This is a genomic window from Mycobacterium sp. (assembly GCF_049278535.1).
GTDB lineage: Bacteria > Actinomycetota > Actinomycetes > Mycobacteriales > Mycobacteriaceae > Mycobacterium.
This window is the reverse complement of record NZ_JBAPMI010000274.1, coordinates 1-15,049: the sequence shown is the minus strand read 5'-3', so window position 1 is coordinate 15,049 and position 15,049 is coordinate 1. Positions and strand designations below refer to the sequence as shown.

Genomic DNA, 15,049 nt, shown 5'->3' with positions numbered 1-15,049 from the left:
CGATGAGACCGACGTCAACCCGGCGATCCTGTCGGCCCTGTCGCCGAACGCGGATGAGAACCACGACTTCTTCTCCGGTTCGGGCTCCTCATACGTGATAGGCAAGGCCGTCGTCACTGAAGACGAGGACTGGAACTTCTAGAAGACGCCGGTTTGCCATGCGCCTTCGGCTGATACTGCAACCCGCCTGGGTGCGATTCACGGTGTGGGCGATTTTTCTCGCCGTGTGGTGGGGTCTGTTCACCAGCCTGCAGTCGACCTACGAGTTCGAGGGCGCCGTCCTGTCGGCCATCGTCTTCGGCGCCGCGCTCGGCGGATATTTCACCGTGACGACGCAGAGCATGCATCGCGCAGCTCGAGAAGCGGTGTCAGGACTGGACCAGTCGGGTCGTTCCGCCGCGATCAACGCGGTCTTGAGGGGACCCGCACCTGCCGACCCGGACGTGCGGGCCTCGGCCACGCGGCTGGGCAGGGTGTATCTCCGCAACAAGTCGGCAGCTGAACTGAAACGCTCGCAGCTGTGGTCCTGGTGCATCGTGGGCTTCCTGATCGCCGCAGTCGTGTCCGGCGCGGTGCTGTTCCGCAACGACCGGCTGGCCTTCGTGGTGCTTGCCGTACTGGCTGCGATATTGCTGCCGGTCTCGGTGCTCAGCTCACGGCGAATTCAGCGACACGTCGCCGAGTTGGCGCGTGGGCCGGTGGCTTAACGCCGCGGTGACGGCCCTATTTGCGGCCGAGGGGACGTATGTTCGATGAACGAGGCGTGAATTGTGTACTTAGCCGGGCGCGACAGTGGCGTCTGTGACCTCGCAGCCGTGACACTGATGGCGTGGCGATAACTCCAGCTTCCGCGGCGGCCTCGGCAGCCAACTTTTTCCGTTCAGTGATCAAGTGGCTGCAGGTCGGCTATCCCGACGGCGTGCCGGGGCCCGACCGTATCGCACTGCTTGCGCTGCTGCGCAGCACACCGCTGAGCGATGAAGAGATCACCGAAGTCGTCGACTCGATCGACGAGGAAGAGCTGTCGAACGGCAGCGTCGACCGCGACGTGATCGCGGATTTCATCTCTGATATGACCCACTATGACGCCGGTCCGGAGAACATCGCGCGGGTGGCTGCCCGGCTCGCCGCCGCCGGCTGGCCGCTTTGGGGTATCAGCGGCGACGGCGCAACCGACAGCTCAGCGGCGTCGCGGGCTGACTCACAGCGTTGAGATGTCGATGACGAAGCGGTAGCGCACGTCGCTGGCCAGCACGCGCTCGTAGGCTTCGTTGACGTAATCCGCCTCGATGACTTCGATTTCGGGCAGGGTGTTGTGCTTGGCGCAGAAATTCAGCATCTCCTGGGTCTCGGCGATGCCGCCGATGTTGGAGCCGGACAGACTGCGGCGCGCCAGCGCCAGCGCGAATGCCGGCACCTCCATCGGGTGCTCGGGGATACCCAGCTCCACGAGACTGCCGTCGACGTCAAGCAGGTTGAGGTAGTCGCCCAGATTCAGGTTCGCCGAGACGGTGTTCAGGATGAGGTCGAAGCTGCCGCGCAATTTCTTGAAGGTGTCGCGGTCGGCGGTCGCGTAGTAGTGCCCCGCGCCGAGACGCAGACCGTCTTCCATCTTCTTCAGCGACTGCGACAGCACCGTGACCTCTGCGCCCATTGCGGCGCCGAGCTTGACGCCCATGTGGCCCAGCCCGCCCAGGCCGATGATCGCCAGCCGGGTGTCGGGTCCGGCCTTCCAGTGCCGCAGCGGTGAAAACAGCGTGATGCCGGCGCACAGCAGCGGCGCGGCGGCGTCCAGCGGCAGCGAGTCGGGGATCTGCACGACGAAGTTCTCGTTGACGACGACCGCCTGGCTGTATCCGCCTTGCGTGATCGTGCCGTCCTTGTCCTTGGAGTTGTAGGTGAACGTCGCCCCGTTCTTGCAGTACTGCTCGAGCCCGGCGCTGCAACTGCTGCAGTGGCCGCAGGAGTTCACCATGCAGCCCACGCCGACGTGGTCGCCAACCTTGTGCTTGGTGACGTCGGAGCCGACGGCGGTGACGACGCCGGCGATTTCGTGGCCCGGCACGATGGGGTAGTTGGGAACGCCCCATTCGGCTTTGACGGTGTGGATGTCGGAGTGGCAGATGCCGGCGAACTTGATGTCGATAGCGACGTCGTGCGGGCCGGCTTCGCGGCGGTCGATCGTGGTTTTGGTCAGGTGCCCCGATTTATCGGAGGCGGCGTAAGCGGAAACGGTGCTCATCAGCAATCCTCTTCAGTGCGCGTAATTTCGTATCGAATTCCATTGAACGCCCTCCAGATTAGCATAGATAAGCTATGTATTTTGCTGGGTGCGGTGAACCTCACACCACCGGCCAGCGGTGGTCGTTTCAAGGTTGCCGCAGCGGCCTGGTCTGGGTTCAGAACGAGTTTGTCAAATACAGTTCCAGCGACTGCCACACGCTCTCGAGCAGACCGCTGCCGGCGGCCCCGTGCTCGAATACCGCGCTGAGCCACGCGCCAGCGTTGTTGAAGGTGTCGGGGATGTCGACAAGTGTGAGGTTGCCGTCGGTTGTCGTGGTCGCGGCCGCGATGTCTTCCGGCGTCAAGCCCAAATACTCCACGTGCGTGGTGAACAGATGCCAGATCGTGCCCAGCAGACCGCTTGACTCGAAGACCTGTTGGAACTGGGCGACGCTATCGCCCTCCAGCGTGTAGATCGTCGCCGGGTAGAGATCGGTCGGCGTCACATTGCCCAGGACTTGTTGGCCGATACCGTCATTCGCGACGATACCGAGCGCCGTGAGAATGTGGTCCGTCTTCTCCGGCCCGATCAACGAGGCCAGGTCATATTCCAGATTGGACTGGGAGGGGTCCGCGGCGGAGGGCGCCCATATGCCGGTGTCTTCCAGCGACGGGTCGCCGATGAACACGAAGTGCAGGGAGTCGAGGGGGATGCTGTCCCCGTGAAGCATGCTGTAGTCGTGGATCTGGGTCATCGCGATCGAGTCGGCGGTGGCGCTCTGCGAGTAGCCAAAAATCGTCAGCGGGTTGTCGGCGCTGAAAAGGCCCGGGTGCGCGTTGAATTCGTTCTCGACGGCCAGCGTGACGTCGTCGGCCCCGGTCAGGGTGCTCGGGCCCTGCTGGATCAGTTCCGGTGTCGTCAGCACCTGCAACGGTGCTGCGCAGGGGTTGGTCACGATCATGTCGCAGACCGTCGAGGAGGTCGCGCCGTCATCGAATCCCAGCGGATGGAGAAACAAGTTTTCGGCGGCCCGCGCGAAGGCGTTCGATGGCGTCGGCTCGGTGGTCCCGCCGAGGATGAGCGCCGTGTCGCTTCCGGATAGTGGGCCGGGCAGAGTCTCTTCAGCGTGGGCGGCTTGCAGGCTCACCGCGCTCGCCGCACCGATGATCATGCCGACGAGGGCACCTTTCGCGAGCATCTTCGATCCGTTCATCGTGGACTCCTCAGGCTCTCGCGGGGTATCGCCATCTTTCTTATCGGAAATTAAGCCTGGATTCAGGAGTTCTTACGGATCGGGCGAGGCGGTTTCGGTGATGGGTCCGGGCCGGTCGCCGGGCTAATTGATCGGGGCGTTGATGAAGCGCAGGTCATCGATGATGCCTCGGGCGGCGATCACACCCTCGCCGGTCTGCCACACCTCGTTGTTGACCACGAACACCCGGTTGTCGCGAGTGGCCGACAGCCTGCGCCACGGCGTGCTGTCGAAGATGGTGGGGGCGCGGTCTTTAGCGGCCGGCGAGGCGAACGACACATAGACCACGTCGGCGTCGGCCGCGGAGAAGTCCGCATTTTTCGCCAAGTCGGCATCGGTGCTGCCCACCTCGATATACGGCTTGTCGGTAAACCTTTGCGCCGCAGGGCGATCCACACCGACCGCGGTCAAGACACTGGCCGGGAAATTGTCGGCCCCGTACACGCGGACGGCATTTTCGGTGAACTGCACGACTGAAGCCTGGTAGTGGCCGGCGTCGTGCGCGGCGCCGTCGTCATGAGCCTTCGCCGTGAAGCCGTCGATCAAGCCGCCGGCGGCGTCCGCCCGCGCGGTCGCCTCGCCCACGCCGCGCAGGTTGTTCTGCCAAGCCGCACCGGGCGACCCGGTGAACACCGTCGCCGCGATGGCCGCCAGGGCCGGGTAGAGCTTGGGAGTCAGAGTTTGCGAGCCGAGGATCAGGTCAGGTTTGGCGGCCTTGATCGCGGCCAGGTCGGGGTTGCTGCGGGTGCCGGCGCCGGGCAGCTTGTGCACGACCGTGCCCAGATAGGACGGTTGGTCCGATGAGCCGTCCGGCAGCGCCGCCGCGACGATCCGCGACTGCAGGCCCAGCGCGCACAGGCCGTCGAGTTGATCGCCGGAGAGCACGACAATGCGCTGTGGGTCCTCGGGTACCTCTGCCGTGTCGGGCTCGACGCCGCTTGCGTTGTGGGCGCTTCGGGTCGGCGGTCCTGCGTCGGGGCCGGCCGGCTCGGGTGCACACGACTCGTCTGGACGTCGCTGGTTGCCCAGTACACCTGCGCCGGCGATCTGGGTGGTGCTGGTGATGACCGACGGCGCGCTGTTTTCGCCGGGGGACCCCGACGTGCAGCTGGTGCACGCCGAGGCCGAAATCACTGCCGCGGCGGCAGCGGCCAGCGCGGGTCGCATGGGCCAGAGCAGCACGGGTCCGACGTTAACATCCGGCCAGCTAAAGGCGGGTCTGCCGAGAGCGCAGCGGCGGGCGGAAAAGTGTTCACCGGCTTATTACGACAGTTTGTAGGACCTGTCCGTCGGCGCGGCCACTCGAACGCTAGACTCAAAAGCCACTGTTCCCAGTTGCCCTGCCCGATGTTTGGAGGAGCTCTTGACTGCCGAAGCGCCCCCGCTGGGAGAACTCGAGGCTAGTCGTCCCTACCCGCCGCGAACAGGCCCTAAAGGCAACCTGGTCTACCGGCTGATCACCACCACAGATCACAAGCTGATCGGGATCATGTATGTGGTCGCCTGCTTCATCTTCTTCTTCATCGGCGGCCTGCTGGCGCTGCTGATGCGCACCGAATTGGCCGCGCCCGGACTGCAGTTCCTGTCCAACGAACAGTTCAACCAGCTGTTCACCATGCACGGCACGATCATGCTGTTGTTCTATGCGACGCCGATCGTGTTCGGTTTCGCCAACCTGGTGCTGCCGCTGCAGATCGGCGCGCCTGACGTGGCGTTCCCGCGGCTCAACGCCTTCTCCTTCTGGCTGTTCCTGTTCGGCGCGACGATCGGCATGGCCGGCTTCATCACGCCCGGCGGTGCCGCCGACTTCGGTTGGACCGCCTACACGCCGCTGACCGACGCCATTCACTCACCCGGCGCCGGCGGCGACCTGTGGATCATGGGGCTGATCGTTGCCGGCCTGGGCACCATCCTGGGCGCGGTCAACATGATCACCACGGTCGTGTGTATGCGGGCCCCGGGCATGACGATGTTCCGGATGCCGATCTTCACCTGGAACATCCTGGTGACGTCGATCCTGGTATTGCTGGCCTTCCCGCTGCTGACTGCGGCCCTGTTCGGGCTGGCCGCCGATCGGCACCTGGGCGCCCACATCTACGACTCGGCCAACGGCGGAGTTCTGTTGTGGCAGCACCTGTTCTGGTTCTTCGGTCACCCCGAGGTCTACATCGTGGCGTTGCCGTTCTTCGGCATCGTGACCGAGATCTTCCCGGTGTTCTCCCGCAAGCCGATCTTCGGCTACACCACGCTGGTCTACGCGACGCTGTCGATTGCCGCGCTGTCGGTCGCGGTGTGGGCACACCACATGTTCGCCACCGGCGCGGTGCTGCTGCCCTTCTTCTCCTTCATGACCTACCTGATCGCGGTGCCGACCGGCATCAAGTTCTTCAACTGGGTTGGCACGATGTGGAAGGGGCAGTTGACATTCGAGACGCCGATGCTGTTCTCGATCGGCTTCATGATCACCTTCCTGTTGGGTGGCCTGACCGGTGTGTTGCTGGCCAGCCCGCCGCTGGACTTCCACGTAACCGACAGCTATTTCGTGGTCGCGCACTTCCACTACGTCTTGTTCGGCACCATCGTGTTCGCCACATTCGCCGGCACCTACTTCTGGTTACCGAAGATGACCGGTCGCCTGCTCGACGAGCGGCTGGGCAAGCTGCACTTCTGGTTGACGTTCATCGGCTTCCACACGACGTTTTTGATTCAGCACTGGCTGGGCGACATCGGGATGCCGCGTCGCTACGCCGACTACCTGCCGACCGACGGGTTCCAGCCGTACAACGTGGTGTCGACGATCGGTGCGTTCATCCTTGGCGTGTCGATGATCCCGTTCGTCTGGAACGTCTTCAAGAGCTGGCGCTATGGCGAAGTAGTCACGGTCGACGACCCGTGGGGATACGGCAACTCGCTGGAGTGGGCGACCAGTTGCCCGCCGCCGCGGCACAACTTCACCGAGCTGCCGCGCATTCGCTCCGAGCGCCCGGCTTTTGAGCTGCACTACCCGCACATGGTGGAGCGACTGCGCGCTGAGGCCCACGTCGGACGGGCTCACGGCCCGACAGACGGCGACGTCACCCGAGCCGACGACGTCAGCGTCCGCACGTAATGGCCTCTAGCGGAGGCAATTTGGGGTGAGTAAACCCCACAGGGTGTCGGCACTGATCACCGTCACCGGTCACGACAAACCAGGCGTGACGTCGGCGCTTTTCCAAGTTCTTTCGGGTCACGAGGTCGAGCTACTCAACGTCGAGCAGGTGGTGATCCGGAATCGTCTGACCCTGGGCGTGCTGGTGTCGGCGCCGCTAAACGTCGCCGAAGGCAAGGCTTTTCGCGACGAAGTCGAAGCAGCGATCCGTGCTGTCGGGCTGGACGTCAGTATCGAGCGCAGCGACGACCTGCGGATCATCCGAGAACCTTCGACACACACGATCATGGTGCTGGGCCGGCCGATCACGGCCGAAGCGTTCGGCACCGTTGCCCACGAAGTGGCGGCGCTGGGCGTCAACATCGACCTGATCCGCGGCGTCTCCGACTATCCGGTCACCGGCCTGGAGTTGCGGGTCTCCGTGCCGACCGGGATCGGTGGGCAACTGCAGGAGGTGCTGACCCGAGTGGCCGCCGACGCCGGCGTCGACGTGGCTCTTGAGGACTTCAGCATCGCGCGGCGCGCCAAACGGCTCATCGTGTTCGACGTCGACTCGACGTTGATCCAGCAGGAAGTCATCGAGATGCTGGCGGCGCGGGCGGGCGCCCTGGACGCCGTCGCCGCGATCACCGACGCTGCCATGCGTGGTGAACTGGACTTCGCCGAGTCGCTGCAACAACGGGTCGCCACGCTGGCCGGATTGCCTGCCGAAGTGCTCGACGAGGTCGCCCAAGACGTTAAGCTGACCCCCGGTGCGCGGACCACCCTGCGCACGTTGCGTCGGCTGGGCTATCACGTGGGCGTCGTCTCCGGCGGATTCCGACAGGTCATCGAACCGCTGGCGCACGAGTTGATGCTCGACTTCGTCGCCGCCAACGAGCTGGAGGTGGTCGACGGCAAACTCACCGGGCGGGTAGTCGGCCAGATCGTCGACCGTGCGGGTAAAGCCAAGGCGCTGAGGGACTTTGCCCATCAGGTCGGTGTGCCGATGGCGCAGACCGTCGCCGTCGGGGACGGCGCCAACGATATCGACATGCTGGCCGCGGCCGGCCTGGGCGTTGCGTTCAACGCGAAACCCGCGTTGCGGGAAGTCGCCGACGCGTCGCTGAGCCACCCATACCTGGACACCGTGCTGTTTCTGCTCGGCGTGACGCGCGGCGAGATCGAGGCCGCGGATGCGCTCGACGGCATGGTGAGCCGCGTCGACATCCCGCCCGATCTCTAGCGATCGCCAGCGCGGCGAAGCCGGGCGCAGCGGGTCGCTACGCAGCCGAACCGACCCCGCGACCCGGCAGCCGCCAGGGCGTCGCGGTACGGCACGATGGTCGGGTGGCCGAAACGGGAAGCGATGCAGTCGACCCCGACCTGCTGATCGACTTCACCGATGTGTCGCTGCGTCGCGACGGCCACGTCCTGGTCGGGCCGGTGAGCTGGTCGGTCGAGCTCGACGAACGCTGGGTGATCATCGGGGCCAACGGCGCCGGCAAGACGTCGTTACTGCGCATCGCCGCGGCCGCCGAGCATCCCTCGTCCGGTGTTGCCTATGTCTTGGGGGAGCGGCTCGGCCGGGTCGACATGTCCGAGCTGCGCTCACGGGTGGGCTTGAGCTCATCGGCGCTGGCGCAACGGATTCCGGGCAATGAGGTGGTGCGAGATCTGGTGGTCTCGGCCGGCTACGCGGTGCTGGGGCGTTGGCGTGAGCGCTACGAGGACGTCGACTACAACCGCGCGGTCGACATGCTGGAAAGCCTGGGAGCCGAGCATCTGGCCGGCCGCACCTACGAAACCCTGTCCGAGGGTGAGCGCAAGCGGATCCTGATCGCGCGGGCGCTGATGACCGACCCTGAACTGCTGCTGCTCGACGAACCCGCTGCCGGTCTCGACCTGGGCGGGCGTGAGGAGCTGGTGTCGCGGCTGGCCGATCTGGCCGCCGATCCCGATGCACCCGCGCTGGTCCTGGTCACCCATCACGTCGAGGAGATTCCGCCCGGCTTCAGCCACTGCATGCTGTTAGCTGAGGGGCAAGTCGTCGCGGCAGGTCTGCTGGCCGACGTGTTGACCGGAGACAACTTGTCCGCGGCGTTCGGCCAGTCGATCGCGGTGGACGTGATCGACGGGCGTTACTTCGCCCGGCGCGTTCGCACCCGCGCGGCCCATCGGAGGCGCTGATGACTGACGATTCGTATGTCCCGTTGCCGGCGAGGCCGGCCGCGACCGTGATGCTGATCCGAGACACCTCCCACGGCATAGCGCTCTTCCTGATGCGACGGCACGCCGCAATGGAATTCGCCGCGGGCACGGTGGTATTTCCCGGCGGCGGCGTAGACGACCGCGACCGCAACGCCGACATCGCCTGGGCGGGACCGCTGCCGGCGTGGTGGGCGGAGCGGTTCGGCATCGACTGGGAGTTGGCCGAGGCGCTGGTGTGTGCCGCGGCACGCGAGACCTTCGAGGAGTGCGGTGTGCTGTTCGCCGGGCCGGCCGGTGACCCGGCCGCCATCGTCGGCGACGCATCGGTGTACCGCGAATCCCGGCAGGCGCTGGCCGACCGGACGCTGTCTTTCGCGGACTTCCTACGACGGGAAAACCTGGTGTTGCGGGCCGATCTGCTGCGGCCGTGGGCCAACTGGGTGACCCCCGAAGCCGAACGCACCCGCCGCTACGACACCTACTTCTTCGTCGGAGCACTGCCCGAAGGCCAACGCGCCGACGGCGACAACACCGAGTCCGACCGGGCGCAGTGGGCGACACCGCAGGCGGCCATCGCCGAATTCGAAGCCGGTCGCTGCTTCTTGCTACCGCCGACCTGGACGCAGCTGGACTCGCTGATCGGGCGCTCGGTTGCCGACGTGCTTGCCGTCGAGCGTCAGATCGTCACGGTGCAACCGAACCTCGAAATCGACGGCGACAATTGGATTTTCGAGTTCTTCGACTCCGACCGCTACCACCGGGCCCGCAAGGCCGGCGGACTGGGGTGGCGTCTTTGAGCGAGTTCGTCAGCATCCACCTGGACCCAGGCCATCCCGGCGTTGGGACGCTGGTGCTGTCGCGGCCGCCCACCAACGCCTTGACCCGGCAGGTCTACCGGGAGGTCGAGCAGGCCGCGGCCGAGATGAGCGACCGCGACGACATCGCCGCCGCCGTCATCTTCGGCGGCCATGAGATCTTCTCCGCGGGCGACGACACGCCCGCGTTGCGCACCCTGGCCGCGCCCGAGGTCGACAGCTGGGTACGCGTGCACCGCGCCGCCATTGACGCCGTCGCGGCGATCCCGAAGCCGACCGTCGCCGCAGTCACTGGATACGCGCTGGGTGCCGGCTTGGGCTTGGCGCTCGCCGCGGACTGGCGGGTGAGCGGCGACAACGTGCGGTTCGGTACGACGGAGATCCTGGCCGGTTTGGTTCCCGGCGGTGACGCCATGGCACGGCTGGCCCGAACGGTCGGGGCGAGCCGCGCGAAGGAGTTGGTGTACAGCGGCCGGTTCTTCGACGCCGAGGAGGCGCTGGAGTTGGGTGTGGTCGACGAGATGGTGGCCCCGGACGGCGTGTATGACGCCGCCGCAGCCTGGGCGAGCCGCTTCGTCGATGCACCGCGCGACGCGCTGGCCGCGGCCAAGGCCGGCATCGACGACGTGTACGCGCTGGCTCCGGCCGAGCGGTCGGATGCCGAACGCCGCCGCTACCTCAAAGTATTCGATGCCAGCCTGCGGCAGCAGCCGGCACAGGCGACTTAAGAAGATCTGAGAAAAACCTTTACACAGCGTGAGAGCCGCTCGCTACTATGGGCTGGCTCACGTCGTCGTCGCGCGCACGGAGGTCTGCATGATCTTCAGGACAAACCACCGCAGCCACGCCGTCGGTGCCGCCGTCGCGGCGTTTGGGATCGGGATGTTCACCGCACCGGCAGCGCATGCCGATGACTTCGGTCTTGGCGACCTGATCAGCAACGTCATCTCGAGTGCGGCGTCCGCGGATGTCGGCGGCCACGCAGTCGATCAGGCCCTCGCTGCCAGCACGGCCGGTGCTGAAACGTTTTCCGCAACAGAGCTTTTCCAGCAGCACATCTACGACGCGTTGCACGCCGGGGTCGAGAGCTGGATCAACAGCCCGTTCGGTGAGCACGTTGACCATGCCATCAACACGGCGTCCGGGCAGTTCTTGATCGGCAACGGCGCCGATGGCACCCAGATGGACCCCAGCGGCGGTGCCGGCGGGCTGTGGTTCGGCGACGGTGGCCCCGGCTGGAACAGCACGGTGGCCGGCGAGGCAGGCGGTTCCGGAGGGGATGCGGCGGGCTTCTTCGGAAACGGCGGCGAAGGCGGGATGGGGGGTGCCGGCGCGGCCGGCGGCGATGGCGGTGACGCCGGCTCGCTGTTCGGTATCGGCGGAGATGGTGGCAACGCCGGCGACGGCGCCACGGCCGCTGGCCTTCCCGCGCTCGGCGGAGCCGGCGGCAACGCCGGTACGTTCGGCGAGCACGGCATGGTGGGTCACTACGGCACGCTGCCCGCAGGCCTCACGCAGGCCGCGGACCCGAACACATCGCTGCTGCCGCTCGGGGCCTCCGGGGAATGGCTGACCAATAGTGAAGGCCAGGTCGTCCTCCTGCACGGGCTCAACGAGGTGTACAAAGTGGCACCGGGCGAGCCGTCGGCGGACGGGTTCGGCAACAACGACGCAGCGTTTCTGGCCGCAAACGGTTTCAACGCCGTCCGGGTGGGCGTCATCTGGTCCGACCTGGAGCCCGAGCCCGGCGTTTTCAACACGTCGTACCTGGACTCGATCGAGCACACCGTCCAAATCCTGGGCAACCACGGGATCTACAGCATCATCGACTTCCACCAGGACGCGTACAGCTCCGCGTTCGGCGGCGAGGGCGCGCCGGACTGGGCGGTGCACACCGACGGCGGGGCCAATCCTTCGCTGCCCTTCCCGCTCAACGATTTCTTCAATCCGGCCGCGAACCAGGCGTGGGAGTCGTTCTGGACCAACGTCGACGCACCGAACGGGATTGGCCTGGAAGACAACTACTCGCAGATGCTGGAGTACGTCGCCCACGCCTTCAACGGCAACCCCAACGTGGCGGGCTTCGAGCTGATGAACGAACCATCACCAGGCGAGCAGCTGCTGCCGACTTTGTTGGGCAGCCCGTATTTCGACTCCCAGCAACTGACCCCGTTCTACGACCAGGGGGCCGACGCGATCAGGGCCGTCGATCCGAGCACACCGATTTTCTTCGAACCCAACCTCTTGTCCAACGCCGGCCTGCCCATCCATCTGGGCACCGTGGAGGCCCCGGGCACGGTCTTGTCGTTCCACGATTACTGCGAGTTCAGCCTGGGGCCGCTGGGCTGCATACCCAGCGTCAACGGGGTCGTCGGCCACGCCGAGGACTATGCGCAGGCGCATGGAATTCCGGCATTCATGAGCGAGTTCGGCGCGACCAGCAACCAAGCGGAGATCGCGGCCCCGATGCAAGGAGCAGACCAGCACCTGATCGGCTGGACCGAATGGGCCTACTCGGGTCAGGGCGACATCACCACCAGTGCGAACCCACCGAGTTCGGAGTCGCTGGTGTACAACCCCGAGTTGCCGCCGATCGGGGCCAACGTGAATACCGCCAACCTGGACACGCTCGCCGAGCCCTACCCGCAGTTGGTCTCCGGCACCCCGGATTCCTACTCATTCGACAACGGCACCTTCCAGTTCAGCTACTCCACCGAAGAGCCTGACGGCCTGGGCAGCTTCCCGGCCGGTTCGGAGACCATCATTTCCATCCCGAAGGTCGAATTTCCGGACGGCTACCAGGTCAGCGTGACCGGCGGCGACGTGCTTTCAGGATCCAACGCCGCAGAACTGGTGATCGCGTCTAACGGCGCAAGCACCGTCACCGTCACGGTCAGCGCCGCCGGAACATAGCCAGGATGCTCGCCGGCCCGGTCGGCCGATAGGCTGGGCGACCATGACCAGTACTGACCCGGCGCCGCAGCCGCACGCCACTGCCGACCAGGTCGAGGCCGCCCGGCACGACAGCAAGCTGGCCCAGGTGCTCTACCACGACTGGGAAGCGGAGAACTACGACGAGAAATGGTCGATCTCCTACGACCAGCGCTGCATCGACTACGCGCGGGACTGCTTCGACGGCGTCGTCCCGGAAGACGAGATTCACCGGCTGCCCTATGATCATGCCCTCGAATTGGGTTGCGGCAGCGGCTTTTTCCTGCTGAACCTGATTCAGTCGGGGGTGGCGCGGCGCGGATCGGTCACCGATCTGTCCCCGGGCATGGTCAAAGTCGCCACCCGCAACGGGAAGTCGCTGGGGCTGGACATCGATGGGCGGGTCGCCGATGCCGAGCGCATCCCGTATGACGACGACAGCTTCGACCTGGTGGTCGGACATGCTGTGCTACACCACATTCCGGACGTCGAGCTCACGCTGCGTGAGGTGCTTCGGGTACTGCGGCCCGGTGGCCGGTTCGTGTTCGCCGGTGAGCCGACCACTGTCGGCAACAGTTACGCGCGCTCGCTGTCGACGTTGACCTGGCGGGTGGCGACCAACGCCACCAGGTTGCCCGGGTTACAGAGCTGGCGACGCCCGCAGGCCGAACTGGACGAGTCCTCACGCGCCGCCGCACTGGAGGCCGTCGTCGACTTGCACACGTTTTCTCCGGCTGAACTGGAGAAGATGGCCGCCCGGGCCGGCGCGGTCGAGATCGGCACCGTCACCGTCGAATTCACCGCGGCGATGCTCGGCTGGCCGCTGCGCACCTTCGAATACGCTGTGCCGCCGGGGCGGCTGGGCTGGGCTTGGGCCAACTTCGCGTTCACCAGCTGGAAGGTGCTGAGCTGGGCCGACTCTAACGTGTGGCGACACGTGGTGCCCAAGGGCTGGTTCTACAACGTCGAGATCACCGGGATCAAGCCGTCCTGAACATCAGCCTCGACGACGTCGCCTACCTGACGTCGGTCGAGGGGTCGGCCGCCTTGGCCGTCGCGGAAGCCCTCCCGCTGAGCGATCGCATCAGCGAGATCGCCGCGCTACGTGATCAATTCGGTGACCGGACGCCGTTGTTGGTGGAAACGGTGTTGCTGCGCCGCCGCGCGGTCGCAAAGCTTTCCGAATTGCCGGAATCCCACGATTGGCTGTTCACCGATGAGGCGCTGCAGCAAGCCACCGCTGCGCCGGTTGCACTGTATCGATCGGAACGGTTGCGCGGCAGGGTGGTTCACGATGTGACCTGCTCGATCGGCACGGAGCTGGCGGCCTTGAGCGGCTCGGCGACCCGGGTGGTCGGCAGCGACGTCGACGCGGTACGGCTGGCGATGGCGCGGCACAACCTCGGCGACGCCGTCGACCTGTGCCGCGCCGACGCGCTGCGCCCGGTTACTCGCGACACGGTGGTGCTGGCTGATCCGGCACGGCGTAGTGCGGGGCGGCGGCGTTTCGATCCACGTGACTACCAACCCGCCCTCGACGAGCTGCTCGAGACCTACCGAGGCCGAAGCCTGGTCGTCAAATGCGCCCCGGGAATCGACTTCGACGCGGTGACACAACTCGGGTTTGACGGTGAGATCGAGGTGACCTCCTATCGCGGGTCGGTGCGGGAAGCCTGCTTGTGGTGCGGGGACCTCACGGCGCCAGGGGTGCGCAGGCGCGCCAACATGGTGGACCGCGGTGAACGAGTCACCGACGCCGATCCGGACGACTGCCCGGTGCGGGCGCCCGGCCGCTGGATCGTCGACCCCGATGGTGCGGTGGTGCGTGCTGGTTTGGTCCGTCACTACGGGTCGCGACATGGGCTGTGGCAACTCGACCCGCACATCGCTTATCTATCCGGCGAGGAGCTCCCGCCGGATGTCCGCGGCTTCGAGGTTCTCGAGCAGCTCGCCTTCGACGAGCGGCGACTGCGTCAGGCGCTGGGAGCGCTCGACTGCGGCGCACTCGAGATATTGGTTCGCGGCGTGAACGTGGAGCCCGATGCGTTACGCCGCCGCCTGGCGTTGCGTGGCGACCGGTCATTGGCGGTGGTCATCACGCGGATCGGGTCCGGTGCGACGGCGAAGGGGATGGCGTTCGTGTGCCGACCGTCGCGGTGACGAAACACCCGCACGTTGGCACAAAAAATAGGGAGATCTCCCCATGAACTGTGCCCCTGTGCGCCGCAGACTTAGATGAGCGCGCCGGGGGGTCGGCACCGCTACAGCGAAGCATTACCGGGACATGATGTAGCTGCTGTAGCTTCGCCGCCCCCGGTTGCGCGACGTCGATCGGGCAGCGCTGACCTCCACCCCGCAGGCTTCCTGGTGGGTCCGCGTTTAGGCCAAAGCGTGAACCAGGATTCGCGCCCTAATTGCCCGCAGTGTGTATAGCTACCACGTCATGCAGCGTTAGCCAAGTGTTCCGCCGCATGTAAACGCCTTTTATG

13 protein-coding genes and 1 pseudogene are annotated in these 15,049 nt (G+C 65.9%); 11 read left to right on the top strand and 3 right to left on the bottom strand.

The window, feature by feature from the left end:
- The 3 genes and pseudogenes from WAO18_RS18440 to WAO18_RS18430 all read left to right on the top strand — a co-directional run.
- Positions 1-142, top strand: a pseudogene (locus tag WAO18_RS18440) (ribonucleotide-diphosphate reductase subunit beta); the annotation flags it as partial.
- A 16-nt stretch (positions 143-158) separates the two neighbouring features.
- On the top strand, positions 159-707 hold the full coding sequence (locus WAO18_RS18435; protein ID WP_422207672.1) for a hypothetical protein: 549 nt from the start codon (positions 159-161) through the stop codon (positions 705-707).
- 128 nt (positions 708-835) lie between these two features.
- Positions 836-1,213 (top strand): DUF3349 domain-containing protein, encoded by a 378-nt coding sequence (locus WAO18_RS18430; RefSeq protein ID WP_422207675.1) that lies wholly within the window; start codon positions 836-838, stop codon positions 1,211-1,213.
- On the opposite strand, the gene WAO18_RS18425 is transcribed toward WAO18_RS18430, so the two are convergent.
- From WAO18_RS18425 to WAO18_RS18415, 3 genes are all read right to left on the bottom strand, one after another.
- Positions 1,202-2,242, bottom strand: a complete 1,041-nt coding sequence (locus WAO18_RS18425; protein WP_422207671.1) for an NAD(P)-dependent alcohol dehydrogenase — start codon at positions 2,240-2,242, stop codon at positions 1,202-1,204. The two genes, WAO18_RS18430 and WAO18_RS18425, sit on opposite strands and share 12 nt — an antisense overlap.
- A gap of 157 nt (positions 2,243-2,399) precedes the next feature.
- The gene (locus WAO18_RS18420; protein ID WP_422207670.1) at positions 2,400-3,437 is read right to left on the bottom strand and encodes a PE-PPE domain-containing protein; all 1,038 of its coding nucleotides are present in this window, start codon (positions 3,435-3,437) and stop codon (positions 2,400-2,402) included.
- Positions 3,438-3,560: 123 nt separating this feature from the next.
- Complete coding sequence (locus WAO18_RS18415) at positions 3,561-4,643, bottom strand: iron-siderophore ABC transporter substrate-binding protein (RefSeq protein ID WP_422207674.1); 1,083 nt, start codon at positions 4,641-4,643, stop codon at positions 3,561-3,563.
- Between the two features lie 196 nt (positions 4,644-4,839).
- Here WAO18_RS18415 and ctaD point away from each other — a divergent pair, with 196 nt between their 5' ends.
- The 8 genes from ctaD (at position 4,840) to WAO18_RS18375 (ending at position 14,720) form a co-directional block, all read left to right on the top strand.
- Complete coding sequence (ctaD, locus tag WAO18_RS18410) at positions 4,840-6,585, top strand: cytochrome c oxidase subunit I (protein WP_422207669.1); 1,746 nt, start codon at positions 4,840-4,842, stop codon at positions 6,583-6,585.
- 25 nt (positions 6,586-6,610) lie between these two features.
- Positions 6,611-7,849: a phosphoserine phosphatase SerB gene (gene serB / locus WAO18_RS18405; protein ID WP_422207668.1), complete on the top strand. Its 1,239-nt coding sequence runs from the start codon at positions 6,611-6,613 to the stop codon at positions 7,847-7,849.
- A 104-nt stretch (positions 7,850-7,953) separates the two neighbouring features.
- Positions 7,954-8,793, top strand: coding sequence for an ABC transporter ATP-binding protein (locus WAO18_RS18400; RefSeq protein ID WP_422207667.1), 840 nt, complete (start codon positions 7,954-7,956; stop codon positions 8,791-8,793).
- Complete coding sequence (locus WAO18_RS18395) at positions 8,793-9,611, top strand: NUDIX hydrolase (RefSeq protein ID WP_422207666.1); 819 nt, start codon at positions 8,793-8,795, stop codon at positions 9,609-9,611. Before WAO18_RS18400 ends, WAO18_RS18395 begins: the two co-directional genes overlap by 1 nt.
- Positions 9,599-10,357: an enoyl-CoA hydratase gene (locus WAO18_RS18390; RefSeq protein WP_422207665.1), complete on the top strand. Its 759-nt coding sequence runs from the start codon at positions 9,599-9,601 to the stop codon at positions 10,355-10,357. Before WAO18_RS18395 ends, WAO18_RS18390 begins: the two co-directional genes overlap by 13 nt.
- 88 nt (positions 10,358-10,445) lie before the next feature.
- Positions 10,446-12,542, top strand: coding sequence for a cellulase family glycosylhydrolase (locus tag WAO18_RS18385; protein WP_422207664.1), 2,097 nt, complete (start codon positions 10,446-10,448; stop codon positions 12,540-12,542).
- A 43-nt stretch (positions 12,543-12,585) separates the two neighbouring features.
- A complete protein-coding gene (locus WAO18_RS18380; protein WP_422207663.1) occupies positions 12,586-13,554 on the top strand; it encodes a class I SAM-dependent methyltransferase in 969 nt (322 codons plus the stop codon).
- Positions 13,512-14,720 carry a THUMP-like domain-containing protein gene (locus WAO18_RS18375; RefSeq protein WP_422207673.1) on the top strand — a complete coding sequence of 403 codons (1,209 nt, stop codon included), beginning with the start codon at positions 13,512-13,514 and terminating at the stop codon, positions 14,718-14,720. Before WAO18_RS18380 ends, WAO18_RS18375 begins: the two co-directional genes overlap by 43 nt.
- The last annotated feature ends 329 nt before the right edge of the window (positions 14,721-15,049 follow it).